Source organism: Mangrovibacterium lignilyticum (genome assembly GCF_010882175.1).
Taxonomy (GTDB): Bacteria; Bacteroidota; Bacteroidia; order Bacteroidales; family Prolixibacteraceae; genus Mangrovibacterium; species Mangrovibacterium lignilyticum.
Map to the genome: position 1 here is coordinate 833325 of NZ_WKLH01000002.1, position 21208 is coordinate 854532.

Annotated in this window: 13 protein-coding genes; 3 read left to right on the top strand and 10 right to left on the bottom strand. The window is 44.0% G+C overall.

The window, feature by feature from the left end; genetic code table 11:
• Window positions 1-9 precede the first annotated feature (9 nt).
• The 10 genes from GJV22_RS10615 to GJV22_RS10660 form a co-directional block, all read right to left on the bottom strand.
• Window positions 10-1785: a glycoside hydrolase family 13 protein gene (locus GJV22_RS10615; RefSeq protein ID WP_163712767.1), complete on the bottom strand. Its 1776-nt coding sequence runs from the start codon at window positions 1783-1785 to the stop codon at window positions 10-12.
• 54 nt (window positions 1786-1839) lie between these two features.
• Window positions 1840-3582, bottom strand: a complete 1743-nt coding sequence (locus tag GJV22_RS10620) for a glycoside hydrolase family 13 protein (RefSeq protein WP_163712770.1) — start codon at window positions 3580-3582, stop codon at window positions 1840-1842.
• A gap of 33 nt (window positions 3583-3615) precedes the next feature.
• Window positions 3616-5772: a TIM-barrel domain-containing protein gene (locus GJV22_RS10625; RefSeq protein ID WP_163712773.1), complete on the bottom strand. Its 2157-nt coding sequence runs from the start codon at window positions 5770-5772 to the stop codon at window positions 3616-3618.
• Window positions 5773-5790: 18 nt separating this feature from the next.
• Complete coding sequence (treF, locus tag GJV22_RS10630) at window positions 5791-7314, bottom strand: alpha,alpha-trehalase TreF (protein WP_163712776.1); 1524 nt, start codon at window positions 7312-7314, stop codon at window positions 5791-5793.
• A 198-nt stretch (window positions 7315-7512) separates the two neighbouring features.
• The gene (locus GJV22_RS10635) at window positions 7513-9057 is read right to left on the bottom strand and encodes a RagB/SusD family nutrient uptake outer membrane protein (protein ID WP_163712779.1); all 1545 of its coding nucleotides are present in this window, start codon (window positions 9055-9057) and stop codon (window positions 7513-7515) included.
• 19 nt (window positions 9058-9076) lie between these two features.
• Window positions 9077-12337 carry a TonB-dependent receptor gene (locus GJV22_RS10640; protein WP_238480312.1) on the bottom strand — a complete coding sequence of 1087 codons (3261 nt, stop codon included), beginning with the start codon at window positions 12335-12337 and terminating at the stop codon, window positions 9077-9079.
• A 140-nt stretch (window positions 12338-12477) separates the two neighbouring features.
• Window positions 12478-13470, bottom strand: a complete 993-nt coding sequence (locus tag GJV22_RS10645; RefSeq protein WP_163712786.1) for a FecR domain-containing protein — start codon at window positions 13468-13470, stop codon at window positions 12478-12480.
• 69 nt (window positions 13471-13539) lie between these two features.
• The gene (locus tag GJV22_RS10650; protein WP_163712789.1) at window positions 13540-14082 is read right to left on the bottom strand and encodes an RNA polymerase sigma-70 factor; all 543 of its coding nucleotides are present in this window, start codon (window positions 14080-14082) and stop codon (window positions 13540-13542) included.
• A 353-nt stretch (window positions 14083-14435) separates the two neighbouring features.
• Window positions 14436-17066 (bottom strand): glycoside hydrolase family 3 C-terminal domain-containing protein, encoded by a 2631-nt coding sequence (locus GJV22_RS10655; protein WP_163712792.1) that lies wholly within the window; start codon window positions 17064-17066, stop codon window positions 14436-14438.
• A 137-nt stretch (window positions 17067-17203) separates the two neighbouring features.
• Window positions 17204-18250 (bottom strand): glycoside hydrolase family protein, encoded by a 1047-nt coding sequence (locus GJV22_RS10660; RefSeq protein WP_163712795.1) that lies wholly within the window; start codon window positions 18248-18250, stop codon window positions 17204-17206.
• A gap of 149 nt (window positions 18251-18399) precedes the next feature.
• Between GJV22_RS10660 and GJV22_RS10665 the strand changes: the two genes are divergently transcribed.
• From GJV22_RS10665 to GJV22_RS10675, 3 genes are all read left to right on the top strand, one after another.
• Entirely contained in the window at window positions 18400-19137 is a 738-nt protein-coding gene (locus tag GJV22_RS10665; RefSeq protein WP_163712798.1) for an MBL fold metallo-hydrolase, read from the top strand.
• 136 nt (window positions 19138-19273) lie between these two features.
• A complete protein-coding gene (locus GJV22_RS10670; RefSeq protein WP_163712801.1) occupies window positions 19274-20683 on the top strand; it encodes an MATE family efflux transporter in 1410 nt (469 codons plus the stop codon).
• Window positions 20684-20788: 105 nt separating this feature from the next.
• Complete coding sequence (locus GJV22_RS10675; protein WP_163712804.1) at window positions 20789-21157, top strand: YccF domain-containing protein; 369 nt, start codon at window positions 20789-20791, stop codon at window positions 21155-21157.
• Window positions 21158-21208 lie beyond the last annotated feature (51 nt).

Consider the following 21208-nt stretch of genomic DNA (forward strand, 5'->3'; position numbering starts at 1 on the left):
ACACGTTCATTATTCAAGTTCAGTGATAATCGCCTGGTAAGGTCGGAGTTTAAACGATCCGTCGGCAATTGCCAAATCATTATAATTATTGATCAATACGCCTCCCAAATTTTCCCCCTTGGGTAAATCCCAAACCTGATTTTCATCCGTAAAATTGAGAACAACCAAAAGTGTCGCACCATTTAGCTCCCGGGTGTAAGCATAAATGTTCGGATTGTCTTTGTCCAGCAAATGATATTTCCCGTAAATCAGAACCGGGTTATCCTTTCGGGTTTTCACCATCTTCCGGAAATAATTCAAACAGGAGTTGGGATCAATCTCTTCTGTTTCAACATTCACCGTCGCGTAATTCGAATTTACTTTAATCCAAGGTGTTCCATCAGTAAACCCGGCATTTTTTGTGTTGTCCCATTGAAACGGGGTGCGACCATTATCGCGTGCTGAGATCTTTTGTGATTCAATAAACTCCGCAATATCGCCGCCCGTATTCTGCAGAAACTTGTAATGAGTCAACGTTTCAATATCCTTGTAATCGCCAATGCTGTCAAACTTGATATTGCTCATCCCCAGCTCATCGCCAAAATAATAGTAAGGCGTTGCCCGCATCGACAATAGGAACGTAGTGAGCATTTTAGATGAAGGTGCCCGGTATTCAGGAGCATCATTTCCCCAACGGCTGACCATTCTCGGTTGATCGTGATTTCCCAGGTAGACGGTTCCCCACCCTTTTTCGGCAAACACGCTGTCCCATTTCGAATACACGTCCTTGAATTCGGTCAACTTGTAGCCGTCCGGGTCCATTACTTTAAATTTCCCTGGCAAATAACCAATGCTCACCCCTTCAAAATGGTAGAACATATTCAGCTCGTGACGATCGGGATCGGTGTATAACAAGGCGTCGTCGAGCACAGTACCTGCCCCCTCGCCAACCGTCATGATATCGTATTTGCTCAATACCTCACGGTTCATTTCCTGCATATAATCGTGAATGTGCGGACCATGACCATAGAAAAAAGCCCAGTCACCATGGTATTTTTCATTTAGTTCTTCCGGAGTGATTTCAGGGAATGTCGTGTCCTTTGAAATAAACGGAATCACATCCATCCGGAAACCGTCAATTCCCTTGTCGAACCAAAAGCGCATCATACTGTATATCTCCTCACGAAGCTTTGGGTTTTCCCAATTCAGATCAGGTTGTTTGCGCGAAAAATAGTGCAAATAATAAGCGTTGGTCGTCGAATCGTAAAGCCACGCATCGTTATTTACATCGAAAAAGCTTACGCGCTTGGCCGGTTTGCCTTTTTCGGCTGGCCACCAATGATAATAATCGCGGTACGCATTATCGCGGGAAGTGCGTGATTCCTGAAACCACCGGTGCTCGTCGCTACTGTGGTTAACCACCAGGTCCATCACCAGCTTAATACCTCGGTCGTGCATTCCCTGCAGCATGACATCAAAATCGGCCATGTTACCAAATTCGGCCATGATATCCTGATAATCGCTGATATCGTAACCATTATCATCATTAGGTGAGCCATAAATCGGGTTTAACCAAACCACATCAATTCCAAGGCTTTTAATGTAATCCAGCTTTTCAATTATTCCCTTCAGGTCACCAACGCCGTCGCCGTCGGTATCTTTGAAGCTTCGCGGGTAAATTTGGTACACGACTGCTTCTTTCCACCATTGACGGCCCGGAATTTCAGAATCTGCACTCTTTTTAGAGCTTGTTGAACACTGACAGAAAACTGCCAACACAAAACTTACGAAAAATAGCTTGCTCATATTCTCGGTTATATGTTAGTTGATTTTAGGTTTTTCAATCTTAAAACAAATTTTTTAGTCCAGCCTGTAGACCGACGCCTGGTATGGTTTTAATGTGATTTGTCCATTGATAAACTCGCCACCAGTCTCCAGGTTACACGAAATCTCTTCTTCAGCCTTCATTCCTTCAGGAAGTTGAAAATCGACAGTATCTTGTGAAAAGTTTAGGACAACCAAAAGCTTTTCGTCGTTTAGTGTTCGGGAATAAGCGTAAACCTGCTTATTTTCAGGATCAATAATTTCATACCGGCCATAAACCAACACCGGACTCTCTTTGCGCAACTTGACCATTTTCCGAAAATAGCTCAGGCAGGAATTCGGATCTCCTTCTTCAACAGCCACATTTACTGTTTTATAATTCGGATTAACCTGAATCCACGGCGTGCCTGTTGTAAATCCGGCATTAGCTGTAGTATCCCACTGGAAGGGAGTACGGCAATTATCGCGCGAAATGAACTTAAGCCGTTCGACCAGGCTATCCAAATTTCCTCCTTGGCGCTGTAGCCTTTGGTATTCATTTAAGGCCGCCACATCCCGGTAATCACCAATACTGTCAAACCCGATGTTGGTCATACCAATTTCATCGCCATTGTAATAGTAGGATGTTCCACGCATGGTCAGGATGAACGTCGTCAGCATTTTCGACGAAACCGCCCTAAACTCAGGACTGTCGTTCCCGAATTTGCTAACCATGCGGGGCACATCGTGATTCGCCAAAAAAATCGACAACCACCCCTTATCAGCAAATGCACTGTCCCAGCGGGTATAAACCTTTTTAAACTCCAGCAAATCTTTATTTTCCGGGTTATTCCAGATATCCATCCCCTCGAAATGATAAGCCATGCTCAACTCTTTTCGGTCAGCATCCACCAGGTTGTGAGCATCCTCGAATGTACTCCCAGCTCCTTCCGAAACAGTTAGCACGTCGTACTTACTCAAAACTGAATCATGCATTTCTTTCAGATAATCGTGAATATGCGGTCCCATGCCGTAATATTTGATCACCTGTTTCTCAAAGCCTTCCGGAAATGCCGGAAATGTTGTGTCTTTCGCGATGAACTGAAAAGCATCCATGCGGAAACCATCAATTCCTTTATCCAACCAGAATTTCATGATGGCATATACTTCCTGCCGCACTTGGGGATTCTCCCAATTCAGGTCGGGTTGCTTCCGCGAAAAATAATGCAGATAATAGGCATTGGTCGTGGAGTCGTACCGCCAGGCGTCGCTATTTTCATCAAAAAAACTCCAGCGGTAGTTGGGTTTGCCTTTTTCGGCCGACCACCAATGGTAATAATCACGGTATGGATTGTCGCGTGAGGAACGAGATTGCCTGAACCACTCATGCTCATCGCTGCTATGGTTGACCACCAAATCCATTACCAATTTGATTCCACGATCGTGCATGCCGGCAAGTAAGCTGTCGAAATCTTCCATAGTACCAAACTCCGCCATAATGTTCCGGTAATCGCTGATATCATAGCCATTGTCATCATTGGGCGAACTGTAAATCGGGTTCAGCCAGATCACGTCAATCCCCAGGCTTTTTATATAATCCAGCTTCTCGATGATTCCTTTCAAATCGCCAACCCCATCGCCATCAGTATCTTTAAAACTGCGCGGATAAATCTGATAAACCACCGCCTCTTTCCACCATTTACGATCAACGGAACGTTCAACATCTGATTTCGGACATTGACAACAGACCGCTGACAGAACTAGTAACAGAATAATGAGCCAGCTTATATTCTTTTTCATCTTATCGTTTGGTTTTAGTTTGATTAATCTGTTTTAAGGAACCAAAGGCAATTCAATCTCACCATCATTGTCCCATTCAGAATATTGAATTCCTGATTCAGTTACCAAGCCAACGCGGTAATAGCGTACTTCTTCCGCCATATCGCCGTCAACTTTTGAACAACTAACAACGAGCTTATTTCCGCCGGTAACATTGGCCTTAAACTGATCAATGCTGTATTGGCCATTTTGGTATTCAAAACCATTCCCGGCGTCGCTGTAAAGTTCTCCTGCAGCCTTTTTGCTCTCATCCAGACAAACTAAAAGTGTCAACGAGTCCGTACTGTAATCTTCGGTAGATTGAATAATTTTACCCAGCGGAATAATGGAGCCTCCACGCAGTTTCAGATCCGGTTGAACCGGATCGTTGGCTGAATCTTCCCCAACAAGAGAAACACTTGTCCAGATTCCTTTTGGCAATGCCGGATTCTCCGCCCATTTAGGCACAATCAGGAGGTCACTTCCCCATAAGAAAGCTTCCTGTTCTTCACGCAACTTCGGGTCAGTCACATCAGCAAAGAATACGGGCCGCAACACCGGAAGTCCGGTCTCTGATGATTCGTGAAACAAAGTGTACAAATAAGGCATCAACCGGTATCGGCGTTCCAATGCAACGCGGGAAATATCCTCAACTTCATCGCCATAGGCATAGGGTTCCTGATCAACTCCATTCACCTCGGTATGATTACGGCTAAAGGGATAAAAAGCGCCAACGGCCATCCAGTTAGCAAGTAAGGTCGTGTCCGGGTCGCCTTTATAACCACCAATATCGGGGCCACTAAACGGTTGTCCGGAAAGCCCGAGATTAAGCACCATTGGAGTTGCCATTTTGAAATGTTCCCAGGTCGAAGCGTTGTCACCGGTCCAGGTTGCAGCGTAGCGTTGCCCTCCCAAATAATTGGAGCGTGACAGGACAAACGGGCGTTTATCCGGATTGGTTTTCAAAATTCCCTCGCGACTGGCTTTCACCATCAACATGCCGTAAACATTGTGGTAGCGTGCATGCACATCGGCAGGAAGCTCCCCTCCTCCCCGGTGCAAATTACTCGCTGGCATCGTATTATCAGGGCCATCAAACACAGCTGGCTCATTCATATCATTCCAAACGCCATCAATTCCGGTTGCCATAAAATCTTTGTACAATCCGCCCCACCAGGCGCTTGTTTCAGGCATAGTGAAATCGGGGAATGAACATGGCCCGGGCCAAACTGAGCCAACAAAAGCGTTGCCGGTACTGTCCTGGACCCAATAATTACCAGCCGTTCCCTGGTCGTACACAAAATAACCTGCTTCTTTTTTGGCACCGGGATCAATCATCCAAACCGACTTAAAATCGATACTATGCAGGTAATCGTTTAGTTCTGCCGGTTTTGGAAAGGTGACCGAGTCGAATGTAAAAATCTTATAGTTCTGCATGTAGTGAATATCCATCCAGATAACATCGCAGGGAATAGCTCGCTTACGAAATTCGCTGGCCACTTCTTTTACGCGGCTATCCGGGAAATAAGAATAACGGCATTGTTGGTAACCCAACGCCCAAAGCGGTGGCATTTCCATTTTTCCGGTCAATTGTCCCAGGGCTTCCAACACGGCTTGCGGTGTTTCTTTCTCAATAATGATGATTCGGGTAGCCGGCCCTTCTGAGGCAATTTCAATCGGGTTTGTGAGCTTGATCTCCTGTTTCCAGGTATTATCGATCAATATACCAAAGGAAGTGCCATCCGTGCGAACGCCTAAAATCCAGGGGTGAGACTGGTATAGACGTTTACCTTCGTCCTTGGCATAAGTATAGTTGTCGGTATTCCACAAAGTCACTTCTTTACCATTGCGGTTCAGATCTCCAACCACCTCGCCGGTTCCATATAGATCTGTACCTTCCTCAACAGCAATCCGGGCACAATTTTTACCCTCCTTTTGGTAAAATTCAGGGGTGACTTTCATTGCCGAAGAAACATTCCCCTCTTCAACAGGCTCTTTCAGCAGAGCCATCGATGGCAACATCCGTTCAGGCACAAAGTTTTCCGGGTAATAAATTGCTATTCCTTCCCCGATTTGCGCCTGTTGCTTTGTTTTACCGCAGGAAACGAGTAAGATAAGACTTAACACAATCAGAAAAGTGAAGCTGAAAGATCGAATTCGATTTGTTCTCATGGTAGTTCTATTTTGTTATTAATTTTCATTCGTATGAAGGTCATTCCACATTCTTAGGAAAACACCGTTTGTCCAACCAAAACCATCCTGCCCCTCATATTCGCCGCCGCCGCCGGGACGATTAGGATCGACCACATCATATTTCTCCTTCATCTTACCGGTTTCAAAATAAACCTTAGCGTTTAGCCGAATCCATCGACGGGCAAGTTCTTTGGACAGTTCGGTGTTGCCATAATTTTTAAATGCGATGTAACCAACCCACTGCAGAGGAGCCCATCCGTTCGGATAATCCCACTGCTGCCCTGAGTTTTCAACCAATGTCGTCACCAGACCGCCGGCTTTAAGAAAATCAGCGTTGATTTTTGATATGACTTTTTCAGCCTGTTCCGGATTGGCAATCTCAACAAACAAAGGGAATAGACCCGCAAGAGTTGGCTGTGGCGAACATGCAGCAGTGGCCAAATTATAATCGGAAAAGAAACCCTGTTCGGCATTCCAACAATATTGAAGAATCGCTTTTTTTCGATTCCCGGCTATCCTGAAAAAGGAAGCGGCCATTTGCTCGTCACCTCTCAATTTATAAGCTTTCGACAAAATCGTTTCCACTTTATATAGCAGACAGTTTAAATCGACCGGAATCAACTGAGTCGTTTGAATCGTCTGTAAGTTTCGTCCGTCCTCGAACCAGCGGGTTGAAAAGTCCCAGCCGGATTCGGCAGCTGATCTGATATCCCTGAAAAGTGATGAATCGCGGCCTGAAGGTTCAAGCATCTCAGCATCGTGTCCATACGATTCGGGCCGTGGCGTGTTTTCTTCATCCCAATATCGGTTCAATTTAACTCCGTTCTCAAGATGCACCACCTTTTCACCTGCCATCCAATAATTGTACTCATCTTCCATCGCGTCCAAATAAACACGGTAAATATTCTCATCATTTGTTGCACTGGCCAGAAATTCAACCATTAAGGCAAAAAAAGGCGGTTGTGAGCGACTGAGATAATAACTGCGATTTCCGTTTGGAATGTGTCCGTAAGTGTCAATCAGGAACGCAAAATTATCGACCATATTCCGGATCATTTCGGTTTTACCGTCAACCTGTAAACCCAGCATGGTGAAATAGCTGTCCCAGTAATAAATTTCTTTGAAACGGCCCCCGGGAATAATATAGGAATTTGGCAGTGGCAGAAGCGTGGAATATTGCTGTTGCTCGTCGGGTTGACGCGTCAGTTCATTCCATAAAAAGTGAAGATGTTGTAGCATCGCCGTCGTGTCACTCTGAAGCGTGTCGAAATAAGTACCAACAAAATCTTTCAAGCTGAAACCAGCTTGTAGTTTTAGCTTCTTGTACAACGACTCCAAACTGTCAGGGGCTATTTTCGGGTTACAATCCACAAAAGTCTTCTGATCTTTGAAAATGTGCTGAAGCTGTACATCGCTAAATAACTGTGGATATTGACGCAGAGGATCAACCTGTGCAGACAAGTTTCCACAAAAGCAAATTATAAAAATCAGGAGACCAATTGTTCTAAGATTGTTAATCATCGTTCATCTGTTTTTTGTTTTCCTCAAATGCGATTCATTCGCCAGTACCGGCAGTCCACAAGGACTGTTCAAGACAAGAAATATTTTCCTGAAGTTGAATAATCTCAAGATCAGGTTGATCCTGAGATTCTCCAAACTTTATCCAAACATACAAAAGGTGGCCGCCGCAATACGACGACCACAATAGTTATAACAGGTTTAGTTACCCAGGCTAGGGTCAAGATTTTCATTCACATCAGCCGCAGAAGTCGGCACCGGGAAAATAGTCCGGGAAGCATTGGTGGCTGGTTTCTCCTGCCATGCATCGGTGAATTTTCCGAAACGGACCAAGTCCTGACGACGAAGCCCTTCCCAATACAATTCGTAGCCCCTCTCCAACAAAATATCATCCAGCGTAACCACTGACAATTGAGGGAGTGTTTTTCCGGAGGCATTTCGTTTTGAGCGGATATAATTTACATCAGCTCTTGCCCCGGGTTCGTCGCCACTGCGCATTTTGGCTTCAGCACGAATGAGGTAAATATCCGAGATACGCATAATCGGTATATCATTTGGTGAACGGAACTGATCGGCAGTATTTGGATTCGGAGCAAACTTAATCACCCGAATTCCGGCATTTTCAGCTGAACTTCCCAAATTGATTTCCGGAACGAAAATCAGCGGATCACCGTTGCGTTGTTCCAATGCTGTACCGTCCAAACCATACTGTTGCCCCACTAAAAAGCCTTGATTAAAACCGGTCACGCTCTTAATACGATCGTCGTAAAAACGTGCATCGTTTTCCATATCCCAGGTATTAAAGAAAGTGGAAGTGGTAGAAGGGCCGTTCCACAAACTGGTGAAACTACCAAAGACCTGGCTATAGTGTAAAGCAAAATTAGTCCATTGTACATCGTCACCATAATCCACATTATCATCCATTGGTACCCTCAAAATAAATTCTGAATGCTCAGCAATGTCATACTGAAACATCGACCAGTAATCGTCAGCAACAGCATAGTCAGTGTCAGCAATCAACAGATCACAATATTGAATGGCTTCTGTCCATTTTGCTTCACCGGTATACGTTTCATAGTTCAGGTACACTTTGGCCAGTAAAGCCTCAGCTGCACCGACAGTCGCACGGGTAGATCCGACTTGGGCTTTGGTTTCCAAGTTCGGCATAATCGCTTTTAACTCACTGATAATCGTATCTGAAGCAGCTTTGCGATTCAACACAACGGGAGAAACCGAGAAATTCTGGTCGCTTGCAGCCCGGTAAGGAACCTGCCCAAACAAGTCGTTAATGAGGTACATATAATAGGCGCGCAGGAAACGAGCTTCATTAATGTATAGATCATTTGTTTCGTTTGAATCAAATTGCGAGATATAATAAATAGCTGTATTCGCCCGGGAATAGCCTTGGGTTAGAAACTCCCAAACTTGTTTAAAACGGATATGGTCTGAGTCCCAGGTTTGCAGGTGCAATTGTCGCCAGGCACCATTGTCGTCCCAGTCTGTTCCGCGGGTAGGAATAATTACTTCATCAGTGGTCACCTCCTGTAGTCCCCAATATTTACTCCACTCAATTGTACGTCTTAGGCTGGCGTAGGGTGAATTGATCAATGATTGTACGTTTGATGGGTCGTTGACCAAATTGGACCCCAACTGTTCGTCCAGAATATTTTCTTCCAGATCAGTACAGGCAACTGTCCCCAGCAAGGCCAATACGGTACTGAATAATATGATTTTGTATGATTTCATTTCAATAATATTTTAAGAATTAAAACTGAAGGTTAACACCGAAAGTAAATGTGGTTGGTTTGGGATAGCTGGTATAATCAATACCCAATGAAGGCACATCATCAACATTAGCGTCCGAATTAATTTCCGGATCATAGCCTGAATAATCAGTAAAGAGTAACAGGTTATTTCCGGTTACATAAACCCTGGCTTTTCCCAACCACTCGATTGATTTGGTGTTTAAGGTATAACCAATCGTCACATTCGAGAGTCTTAGGAATGAACCGTTTTCAATGAAGCGGGATGAGAAAGAATTCGAATTTGAAGGGCTTTCATCTGATGTCAATACATCCCTGGTTACATTACCTCCGCCATTGAGAGAAGCCTTGGTAAAGATTGCATTTGCCGTATTATTATAGACTTTACTCCCCTGCGAACCATACCAAAACATACTGATATCAAAGTCTTTATATTGCCATTTCGAACTCAAACTGTAGGTAAGGTCAGGCAATGCAGTTCCGAGGTATTCTAATGCATCCACACTGTTCCCATCGCTGTCGGTGGTTTGTTTATAGGTGCTAAATCCATTCGCATCAAATCCCTGGAAAACCCGACCATAAAAAGTACCAACCGGTTGTCCGTTCGTAATAATCTGCACGCGTGTATCCGATAATCCCGGGCCAGCAGCAGCACCGGTTTGGATCAACTTCACCGGAAGATTTTTAACTTCATTTTTAATGTAGGCTACATTTATCCCCATATCCCAGGTAAAATCGTTTTTAGTCATCAACACTCCGTTCAATCCCAGCTCAATACCATGATTAACAATCTTCAGATCCGGAACATTTAGCCATTGTGTTGCTGTTGGCGCGGGTGCCTTTGCCGGGATTTCCAGCAAAACATCCTTGGTTGTTTTATTGAAATAGTCAACAGTTCCTGATAGCCGATTTTCGAAAAATCCAAAATCTAATCCAATATTTGTTTGAGTGGTTGTTTCCCATTTGATATCAGGGTTAGGCGTCCTGGTGAAAGTAATCCCCGGAAGAAACGTTCCATCAACAAACCAGTTAGCGCTTGCTTCTGTTCCTACCGACAGTTTCGAAATCTTGTCCGGTATTTCCTGGTTACCGGTTAACCCCCAACCCAATCGGAATTTAAGGTTGCTGATAATCCCTGAATTCTGCATAAAGTCTTCCTGCATAATTCGCCAGGCAAAGGCTGCCGACGGAAAGAAACCGTACTTGTTGTTTTTACCAAACTTGGAAGAACCATCAGCACGACCGGTAAAAGTAAGCAGGTATTTGTCTTTATAGGAATAGTTTATACGTCCGAAGAATGACTGCAACTCGCGCTCGTAAGCAGAAGAACTAACCTCGGCGCTACTGGAATTTCCATAACCTAAGTTATCGGTGTACTTGATGTCTGCCACTTCAAACCCGTCAACATTCATTTCCGAAGTGGTTCCTTTAAATGATTGGTAAGCATGTCCCAACAGGAAATTAAAGGAATGATCCTCACCGATATCTTTGAGGTAGGTGATATAGTTCTCCATCAGCCTGTTCGAGGCAGAAACAGAATTAATATCGGCTTCCCCCTTATTGGGCAGATAGCTCAATTCCTCAAATTGGTTTACCCGTCTTTCGGCAACGGTTCGGTCAACCCCCAGGTTCAGTTTATAATTTAAGTTTTTGGCCAATTTCACGTCAACTGATAAGTTGGCCAAAATGCGATCTGTTTGCGTAACATCATCTACCAGGTTTAGCATAGCCACCGGGTTACGTGTAGAGACGGAATGCTGGTAATAGGTACCATCATCATTCTTAATCGGGAAAGTTGGATTAAGCTTAAGAGCCGACAAAATTAGGTCGCCTTCAAATCCCGATCCTGCAGCTTCAGTAATCGGAGCCCGCGTATCCTCTATATGCGAAGCAACAAGACCAGCGTTAATCTGAACTTTATCGTCGAATGCTTTATGGGTCACTTTCACGCTTCCGTTAATTTTTGACATGTCAGTTGATTTGACAATTCCTTCCTGGTCCAAATAACCGATGGCCGCCTGGTAAGTAAACTTTTCGCTACCACCTCCCATGGAAATATTGTGACTTTGAGTTACAGCTGCCTGGTAGATCTCATCCTGCCAATCATATGAAGCATCTAAATCCAATAATTTCGATCCATCAGGTTTCGTGTACGAACGGAATTCTTTGGCCGTTAACAGATCTAGTTTTTCGCGAATAGAAGAAACTCCCACATAGCCATCATAAGATATTGTTCCTTTTCCGGCTTTACCTTTTTTCGTGGTAATTAACACAACTCCGTTTGCACCACGGGAACCATAAATGGCTGTTGAAGAAGCATCCTTCAAAATATCAATTGTTTCAATGTCATCGGGATTTATAAAACTCAGCGGGTTTTTATTGGAGCCGCCACCGTAACCGGCAGAGCCACCGCCTTCTGGTGTCAGATCCGTGTTATCCAACGGAACACCATCAACAACATACAAAGGTTCCTGACCGGAACGAATGGAGTTTGAACCACGAATACGGACAGACATGCCGCCACCCGGCTCACCACTGTTCTGCGTAATGTTAACACCGGACACACGCCCCTGCATCATTTCAACCGGTGAAGAAGCTGTCGCTTTATTCATATCTTCAGTCGTCAATCGGCTGGATGCTCCTGTCAGGTCGCTTTTCTTTTGAACGCCATATCCAATGGCCACAACCTCTTCCAGGCCAATCGTTTCTTCCATCATTTTTACATCGATAACCGATTGACCGGCAACGGCAATCTCCTGTGCTTTCATTCCGATAAAAGAAAACTGCAACACCGCATTACTGTTTACTTTCAGCGAATATTTTCCCATCCCATCGGTAATGGTACCGTTCGTTGTACCTTTTTCCAGAACTGTCACTCCCGGCAGCTCAAATCCGGTATCATCAGTAACTGTACCGGTAACTGTGACCTCTCCTTGCTGGTTTATCTTCACTTCGGAGGCATCTTTGCCTTGGTGAATGACAACCAATTTGTTACTAATGGTGTAGGTTAGTCCGGTGTCGGCGAGAAGTTCGTCCAGTACCTCATCAATCGTTTGATCTTTAAAATCAATGTTGACATACTTCGACAGGTCAACCTCCTGTGCATTATAAAAGAAAGAGAATTCAGATTGATCTTCAATCTGGCTCATGACTTTTTCGATAGTCATATTTTTACCTGTAATATTCAGCTTTGTATTTTGTGCTAAGGTTGCAGCAGAAACATGCAACATACAGGCCAACATGAACAAAGAAAATAATTTCATAATCCGAAAGATTTTGGGAAAGTTTACCTGTAGGGCATACTCCCTCCCGTTACGATTTTTTTTCATACTTTTGAGACGTTTAGACAATTAATTATTGATTGTTAAGGCGGGATGTTGTGGCGACATACCGCCTTCCTTTTTTACATACTATTTGATTTTAAGTACAGCTTAAATTCTCTGAAATTTATTTTTGTGTAGTCAATGGAAGTAGTCAATTTCAAGGCATCCAGTACTTGCCAGATTGTTTCCTGATTTTTAAAACGGCCGGTATACACCATCGAATCAAACTCCGGGCCTTCATAAACCAGTTTTACATCGTACCAACGCTCTAATCGGCGAATGAGATCGGGAAAAGGAATAGCCTTAAAATTAAATTCACCGTCAACCCAAGCTAAATCTGATTCAACATCTGCTTCGCTTAATACAGCTTTCATCGTTTGCTGGTCGAAAGTTATTTTTTGTCCGGGCTTAAGAGTGATCGTTCTCATATTTTTGGTTTGAAGTGTGATCCTTCCCTCCGCCAATGTTGCACCTATGTTTGTATCTTCGCTATACGAGTTCACATTAAACTTTGTTCCCGTTACAACAATATCAAACTTATGTGTCTGAACTTTAAACGGATTGCTCTTATCCGATTTGACTTCAAAATAAGCTTCTCCCTCTAAACTTACCTTTCGGTTTTTGGCTGAAAAATCAGGTGCCAACTCCAAGTGACTATTTGAGTTCAGGTTCACCTTGGTTCCATCGGCCAAAACAATTTGAGAATGGGAACCTTTGGGAACTTGAAAAGATTCGACCATACTTTTGTTGCCCGTTTGGAGAAATGGAATAAACTGAGCTGCGAACAAGCCAATAAGTAAAATGGCAACCGCGGCGGCAACATTTGTCCATATCGGTAAAACACGCTTAGGGGACGCTTTCCGGGCTTGTGTTTTATAAAAATAAAGTAATTGTTGATTAACATCAGCCGTTACTGGTTTTGTACTATCCCAGGTATCTTTGATGCTGTAGAAAAGTGATTTATTAGAAGGATCAGCCTGAATCCAGTTCATCAGTTCAGCTTCTTCATCACGCGACAATTCGCCGTTTAAGTAGGCGCCAATCATCTGCTCTATTTTATCGGTCATCTTCATGTATCAGGCATTTACACCTAACACAACTAACGGTAAAAAACTACGTCATGAAATTTAAGAAAAAATCAATTATTTCCCTAATTGATAGATATTCAACAAAATACGAATGACTCTTTCAGACAATTTTTTCCGGAGTTCATTGAGAGCACGAAATATTCTGGTTTCAACAGTACGAACCGGAAGTTGCAACCGATCTGCAATTTCTTTGTTTTTGAGTCCTTCAAACCGACTGAGTTCGATGATCTCGCGATTAATGTCTGAAAGGGAATTGACGGCCTCATAAATCTGATCCAGATTTTCCTTTTGAATAAGTGATTTTTCGCCGCTCTCGTAATACCGAATTTCCATTTCGGACTCCAACGACTGATGATGCTGTTGATGCTTACGGACGATTTTCTGATGTTTCAAGTAATTAAGGCTCTGGTTTCGGACGGCGCTAAACAAATAGGCTTTCAGATGCTCATCACCGAGCTGTTGTTTTTCTTTTTCCCAGACAAGCGTAAATACGTCCTGAACAATGTCCAAAGCAACCGATTCGTCAGCAACAAATTTGTGGGCATACAAAAAAAGCGAGTCATGGTATTTTCTGAAAACCTGTTCAAAATTTGGCATAATCTCAGACTTCCGATCAAGTTAGTTTAGTTTTTTATGTCCAGTTTCAAAGCTGTCTTTCCACTGTCGGAATTAAAGATAAGGAAAAGCATTTGAAATCAGAAAATGCCTTGCGGCAATAACATCGCAGATGAAAGACCTCTGGCTTATCGCAAACGTTTGCACAAGAATATCTCGCTCAACTAAAAATTCCTTATTCTGTTAATTTTAAATGCTTTTAGGCCGGAAGGCATTTTTTTGCAAAAAATCTTCATCTAAAACTTAATTCTTTTCACCTCTTACGCTCACAAAGCAACGAAAACAAAAATCCCGGCTAATGACTTAACCGGGATTAACAATATAATGTTGCTATTCTAGTCTTCTATTAATATCGTTTTTCCTTTTAGTTGGAATCGACCGGAAACAGTTCTTGTATCAGCATCGGTGCGTCCGTCACCACTTTCTTGCTCGCCCCCGACAGCAACGGTAAACCAACCCGGTTCAACCACACATACGTCTTTTTTATTAATCATTGAAAACTGACGCGGTGTCAATGAAAAACGCACTGTTTTAGTCTCTCCTTTTTTCAAATGAATGCGTTTAAAACCTTCCAATTGTCGGATAGGACGTGGTGTTGACGCTTTCTCATCGGTCAGGTACAACTGAACAACCTCATCACCATCCATTTCGCCGGTATTAGTTACATCAACCGATATCGTCACGGGTTCATTCATTCGGGTACTATTTGGCATTTGTAAATTGGAGTACGCGAAGCTTGTGTAACTCAACCCAAAACCAAACGGATAAAGCGGCTCCTGCCTGAAATAGCGATAAGTCCGTCCTTCCATGTCATAATCCTCAAACGGTGGCAACTGATCGACCGACTTGTACCAGGTAACGGGCAAACGTCCGGCGGGATTGTAGTCGCCAAACAGCACATCGGCAATCGCGTTTCCTCCTTGCTGTCCGGGATAGCCGGCTGTCAGGATTGCGGGGACATTTTCGTTTGCCCAATTGATTGAAAGCGCACTTCCGTTAATCAAGACCAATGCAACGGGTTTGCCGGTAGCAACGATCGCTTTCATCAGCGCAACTTGCGTTGCAGGTAAATCGAGGCTCGTGCGGTCACCACCTGAGAAACCGTCAATCTGAATCTTCATTTCTTCCCCTTCGAGGCGTTCATTCAAACCCAAAGCCAATACGACAACGTCCGCTTTTTTGGCGGTTTCAACGGCTTGTTGCAACATATCATCCTGCGGAACAGACCACAATAAACGAGCCGTGGCATCACCGTAATAATTTTGATATTTAACTTCAACTTTATACGACTCACCAGCAACCAAATCAATTTTGAGTTCTCTCATCCGTGGATGATGCTCATTATTTCCACCTTTTTCATCATCGCCAAACTCAATGGTCATATACGGTTTTCCCCAATCACTGAAATAGTAAGTCCCTGTTTTAGGTGCGGTTATAAACCCGGTCCAACGAATGCTGTAATTCCCGGGTTCCAATCTTGGATCCGGTGTATCGATGTCCCAAACAAAATCAATCTTGTCGTCAATTTGAGTGAAGAGCGGTTCACCATCCCACTTGGCGTTGCCAAAATATTCGGCTTTTAGTCCTTGCTCGCCATCGGCAGTTTTCAAATAAATTGACGGAATGGCTTTCATGGCCGGGATGCCGTTTGCCAAATCGCACCCTTGTGCATACAACACCTCGGTTTGAGGAACCAGTTTATTCTGAATACCCTTCAACACAGTAACCGGATTGCTGGGAACACCACTGTAATTTCCCCATAACGATTGCACATCATCAGCGTTTGGGCCGATAACCGCGATGGTATTTAAATCCTTTGTAAATGGAAGGGTTTGGTTTTCATTCTTTAGTAAAACAATACTTTCCTGTGCCGCTTTTCGGGCCAGTGTGTTGTGTGCAGCATTATTATTAACTGAATAAGGAATTTGTGCATATGCTACTTTTTCCATCGGATCGAACATTCCCAGCTTAAAACGAGCCGTGAACAGCCGTTTAACCGCAACATCCAATTCTGCTTCTGATAGTAAACTATCTTCAACCGCTTCCGTCAAAGCTTCGTAGGTACTTCCGCAGTTCAGGTCGCATCCCCGGGTGATAGCCAGTGCCGCAGCAGCAGCCGCATCCGGCACGACTTTATGATATTTCCAGATATCGGCAATTGCTCCGCAATCGGATACAAAATAACCATCAAACTTCCATTTGTCTCTCAAAATATCGAACAACTCAGTATTTGCACAGGCCGCTTCACCCCGAAAACGGTTATAAGCTCCCATGACCGAATAAACTCCTCCACCAATGACCAAGGTTCGGAAAGCCGGCAAATAAGTTTCCCGCAGATCACGCTCACTTACTTCGGCATCAAATTCGTGTCGCAGCGGTTCAGGGCCGGAGTGAACAGCATAATGTTTAGCTGTCGCGACCACTTTCAAATATTTGTCGTCGTCACCTTGCAGTCCACGGACAAATTCCATCCCCATTTGTCCGGTTAGGTAAGGATCTTCACCATAAGTCTCGTGTCCCCTTCCCCAACGCGGATCGCGGAAAATATTGATATTGGGCGACCAGAAGGTCAGCCCCTGGTATATTCCGCGTTCACCACGACGCACAAATTCATGATGCTTGGCCCGGGCTTCATCAGAAATAACCGATGCCACATCGAAAATCAAATCTTTATTCCAGGAAGCAGCTATTGAAATAGATTGTGGAAACACAGTGGCATAACCGGCACGGGCAACCCCATGCAAACATTCGTTCCACCAATTATATTTAGGGATTCCCAAACGACCAACTGCCGGAGCTTCAAATAATGTTTGATCAATTTTTTCCTGAAGGGTCAAGCGGGAAACCAAATCATCGACCCGCTTTTCAATGGGTAAATCAGGATTTTGAAAGGGATATTGGTACTGAGCCATCAAATTCAGGCTCATTCCTGCCACAAGGGCAACAAGTAAAAGTAGATTTTTCATAGATAGGTTTTATCTGTTCTGTTCTGGTCTGTGAATTTAATTCATATTGTTGAAATATCTATAATCCAGCATCAAAAATAATTGACTGACATTCAATTTTCAACTGCAGACCTATTGACCAGTACGAAAGATCGTTTTTACTGTTTTGGAATCCAAACTGTTCGAGAAGTTCCGTTTTCCTTTTCAGCGTAAAACGGTTGTAATACCAAGGTGTGATCAATGATGCCACTAAAAGTGAAGGTTGGCATTTTTCCGGGAGGAGAAACAAACTGAAGGTATTTTATCGGATCGGTATCGGCAAAGCCCGACACCAACGTACTGTCTTTGATATAAGTTAAGAACAAGGGGCCGTAAGTGAAAGCAAACTGACCCTGTTCATTTTCAACCACCTCAGGCCGTAATCCAAGGATCACCTCAACTTCATCGCCATTTTTCCATTTCTTGGCAATCTCCGTGTACTGCCCGGGATGAACCGGGTATTTTACACCTTTCACAGTTACAGCCGATATCTTCGACCATTCCGGAATCCGAACATACAAATCCATGTAACGTGTATCTTCTATTTCAACCCGAAACGTAATTCTCCCATCGTTTGGATAACTTGTATCCTGTATCAACCGTATTTTACCGCCGGTTGTATGCTCAAAATCCAGGGTCGAATTGTTGTATATATTCACATAAATGCGATCGTAACGACGCGTGTAAGAAACTGATTTAACGGCGTCTTCAGTCACAACGCCGGGCGACTGGCTGTTAAAGAAGACTTTTTCAAGTTCATCTGCAAAGCAAACCAATCCGGTATACTTCAATAGCGAATCGTTCAGCTCAGTCCATTTCTGCAAATCTGCGTCAGCTAAGTTTTCAAAATTAAGCGCCACATCGCCGCGCATCGTTTCCCATTCTCCCAATAAGCTATCCGAAATTGTGGGGTCTCTTTGTTGAACCATTTGCCCAACCTTTTCCTGCAAATTCAAAATTCCCTCAATCGCTATGGGTTGACGCGCCGAATTTGCAGAGTCAAGAGGCATAAGACCGTTTGTTTTTTCAGCCAACACGCCACCAAGTGAAATCTCCGATTGCGGAATAGTATCTGAACTTCCGGCCTGTTCCGGGGCAGTTCGATATTTGCAGGCGGCCAAAAAAGATAGCAGTAACAATGTAAGTAGGAATTGCTTCGGTTTCATAAGTTGAAGTTGAAAATTTTACACATTCAACAGTCCAGTAGACCAGAGTGTTCAACAAAAATATTATTCTCACCTTTAAACGCCAATTGACGCTAAGAAAAATGGAAAGCCCTTTTCGAAAAACTTTAAAATTGATATTTTTGCCCTTTATGAAACAAACCACTCCCATTCTACTTTGCCTGCTGATTGCTATCGCCATGCTTTACCCACAATCTGTGCGATCGCAATACCGTATTAAAGATGTTGTTCCAACATCAAAAGGTGATTTGGAAATTACCGTCATTGGGCACTGTTTCTACCATTTCAAATTCAACCGCCTCAATATTTATGTTGATCCGATTCCAAATGTTGGTGACATCAGCATGCTTCCAAAAGCGGATCTGATCTTGATCACCCACGACCATCGGGACCACTTAAACTCCAATGTCATTCAGTTTTTGTCGAAATACGACACGAAAGTAATTGCCTCCAAAGCCTGTATCAAAAAGATGGATTTTGGCGAGTTTCTGGAAAACGGACAGCAAACCACTTTCGACGAGATTTATATCAAAGCAGTTCCCGCCTATAACGTTGTGAACGTACGTCCCGATGACGTTCCATACCACCCGAAAGGAGAAGGAAACGGCTATTTTTTGGTGTTTGGCGATAAAACCGTTTACATTGCCGGCGACACTGAATATATCGATGAAATGCGCTTTTTCATGAAACCGGATATCGCGTTCATCCCGATGATGTTGCCCTTCACCATGGACGAAGACATGTTTGTGAAAGTGGTCAAGCGCCTGAAACCGCAGATTGTCTACCCGGTGCATTACAACATTAAACTCGACTCGCTGGTGGAGAAAATGAAAATTGCCCTTCCGAATACTGAAGTCCGTATTCGATAACTTCTGCTCCATTCGGTCTTCTGTGTTTTTTAAAACCGAATTTTCACCGCTCAAGAACTTAGTCCAAAAGTTCTTGTTTTAGTATCAGATTTCGCCTAATCGAAAAGGCATGATCCGGAAGAATGAACCCAATTCTATGAACCTTAAAAACAAAATTTCCATTCAGTCGCTTTGGGCGGATGTAAAAGAAGCTATTGCCGGCAGCGAGCGTGATTTCACAACTACCAGCCTTGGGAAAGCAATTTTCCTGCTGGCTGTTCCCATGATTTTGGAGATGATGATGGAATCCGTTTTTGCTGTGGTCGACATATTTTTTGTATCGCGGCTGGGTTCCGACGCCGTTGCAACGGTCGGCATTACGGAATCCGTTATGACCATTGTTTATGCTGTCGGAATTGGACTGAGCACAGCGACTACAGCCATTGTTTCGCGCAGGGTGGGCGAAAAAGAACCACGCAAAGCAGGGAATGCAGCCTTTCAGGCCATTCTTGTCGGCGCTGTATTCTCCTTTATTGTTGCTATTCCCGGCTTTGTATTTGCCAAAGAATTTTTAATGTTGATGGGTGCCAGCGAAGAAATGGCTGCAGAAGGATTTTACTACCCGATGGTCATGTTTGGCGGCAACCTGGTGATCATGCTGCTGTTCATTATCAATGCTGTTTTCCGAAGTTCGGGCGATGCAGCTATTTCGATGCGGGTGCTGTGGCTCGCTAATATCATTAACCTGATTCTCGACCCGCTGCTTATATTTGGGTGGGGCCCCATTCCGGCTCTTGGTATCAAAGGTGCAGCTATTGCCACTACCACCGGACGAGGCATCGCGGTTTTGTACCAGTTCTACCTGCTATTTAAAGGCAACGGACGCATTCACCTGGATATCCGAAACCTGAGCGTTCGCCTCAAAGTGATGGTGAAATTGCTTCGGCTTTCCATTGGTGGAATATTTCAATACCTCATCGCAACCTCCAGTTGGATTATTTTGGTTCGAATGATTTCGGTGTTTGGCGCCGATGTTCTGGCAGGTTACACCATCGCCATCCGGATTATCATTTTTGCCTTGTTGCCCTCCTGGGGACTTTCCAATGCCGCCGCCACGCTTGTCGGACAAAATTTGGGTGCTGACAAACCCGACAGGGCTGAACGATCGGTATGGATTACCGGCAGTGTTAATGTGGTGATGATGAGTGCTATTTGTGTGATTATTCTGCTCATCCCGGAAAGACTCGTTCTGCTGTTCATTCAGGATCCGGGAGTTGTGCAAAGCGGAGTAACTACGCTACAATGGATGGGAACCGGCTTTATTTTTTATGCCTTGGGGATGGTGGTTGTTCAAGGGTTCAACGGCAGCGGTGATACACTTACACCGACAAAAATCAACCTCGTCTGTTTTTGGATGATTGAAATCCCGTTGGCCTACCTGCTTTCCATTCAGTGGCACTATGATTTGGCGGGTGTTTGCATGGCTATCGTGATCTCGGAATCGTTGCTGACGATCATCGGAGTCGCAATTTTCAAACAAGGGAAATGGAAATTGCGAAAGGTGTAATAATTTTGTCCTTGACTCACGGGCAAAAAAAAGCCGTTCACCGAAAAAGGGGAACAACCGCTATAACAAATTGCCTATTTTCGCTTCAAATCAAAATCTGAAACCATGTCAACATTGGGAAACATTATCTGGGTTGTTTTCGGCGGCTTTTTTATCTTTTTGGAATACCTGATTTCCGGGCTTTTACTTTGCCTGACCATCGTCGGAATCCCTTTCGGACTGCAAGCGATCAAGCTATCATTGTTAGCGCTTTGGCCATTCGGGGCTAAAATTGAATACATGGATTATGCGCCGGGATGTCTCTCAACCATTATGAATATTATTTGGTTGCTCATTGGCGGCATCTGGATTGCCCTGACGCACCTGGTCTTCGGATTGCTGTTTGCCATCACCATCATCGGAATTCCGTTTGCCAAACAACATTTCAAGCTGGTCAGTCTGGCTCTCACTCCCTTTGGAAGACGAGTTGTATAGCTAGTGAACAGTATTCAGTCGCAGTGTCCAGAAGGGTGGATGAGTTAGACT

Coding starts and splice junctions, on each gene's coding strand:
- GJV22_RS10615 (WP_163712767.1), bottom strand. CDS start 1,785: ATGAGCAAGCTATTTTTCGTAAGTTTTGTGTTGGCAGTTTTCTGTCAG.
- GJV22_RS10620 (WP_163712770.1), bottom strand. CDS start 3,582: ATGAAAAAGAATATAAGCTGGCTCATTATTCTGTTACTAGTTCTGTCA.
- GJV22_RS10625 (WP_163712773.1), bottom strand. CDS start 5,772: ATGAGAACAAATCGAATTCGATCTTTCAGCTTCACTTTTCTGATTGTG.
- treF (WP_163712776.1), bottom strand. CDS start 7,314: ATGATTAACAATCTTAGAACAATTGGTCTCCTGATTTTTATAATTTGC.
- GJV22_RS10635 (WP_163712779.1), bottom strand. CDS start 9,057: ATGAAATCATACAAAATCATATTATTCAGTACCGTATTGGCCTTGCTG.
- GJV22_RS10640 (WP_238480312.1), bottom strand. CDS start 12,337: ATGAAATTATTTTCTTTGTTCATGTTGGCCTGTATGTTGCATGTTTCT.
- GJV22_RS10645 (WP_163712786.1), bottom strand. CDS start 13,470: ATGAAGATGACCGATAAAATAGAGCAGATGATTGGCGCCTACTTAAAC.
- GJV22_RS10650 (WP_163712789.1), bottom strand. CDS start 14,082: ATGCCAAATTTTGAACAGGTTTTCAGAAAATACCATGACTCGCTTTTT.
- GJV22_RS10655 (WP_163712792.1), bottom strand. CDS start 17,066: ATGAAAAATCTACTTTTACTTGTTGCCCTTGTGGCAGGAATGAGCCTG.
- GJV22_RS10660 (WP_163712795.1), bottom strand. CDS start 18,250: ATGAAACCGAAGCAATTCCTACTTACATTGTTACTGCTATCTTTTTTG.
- GJV22_RS10665 (WP_163712798.1), top strand. CDS start 18,400: ATGAAACAAACCACTCCCATTCTACTTTGCCTGCTGATTGCTATCGCC.
- GJV22_RS10670 (WP_163712801.1), top strand. CDS start 19,274: ATGAACCTTAAAAACAAAATTTCCATTCAGTCGCTTTGGGCGGATGTA.
- GJV22_RS10675 (WP_163712804.1), top strand. CDS start 20,789: ATGTCAACATTGGGAAACATTATCTGGGTTGTTTTCGGCGGCTTTTTT.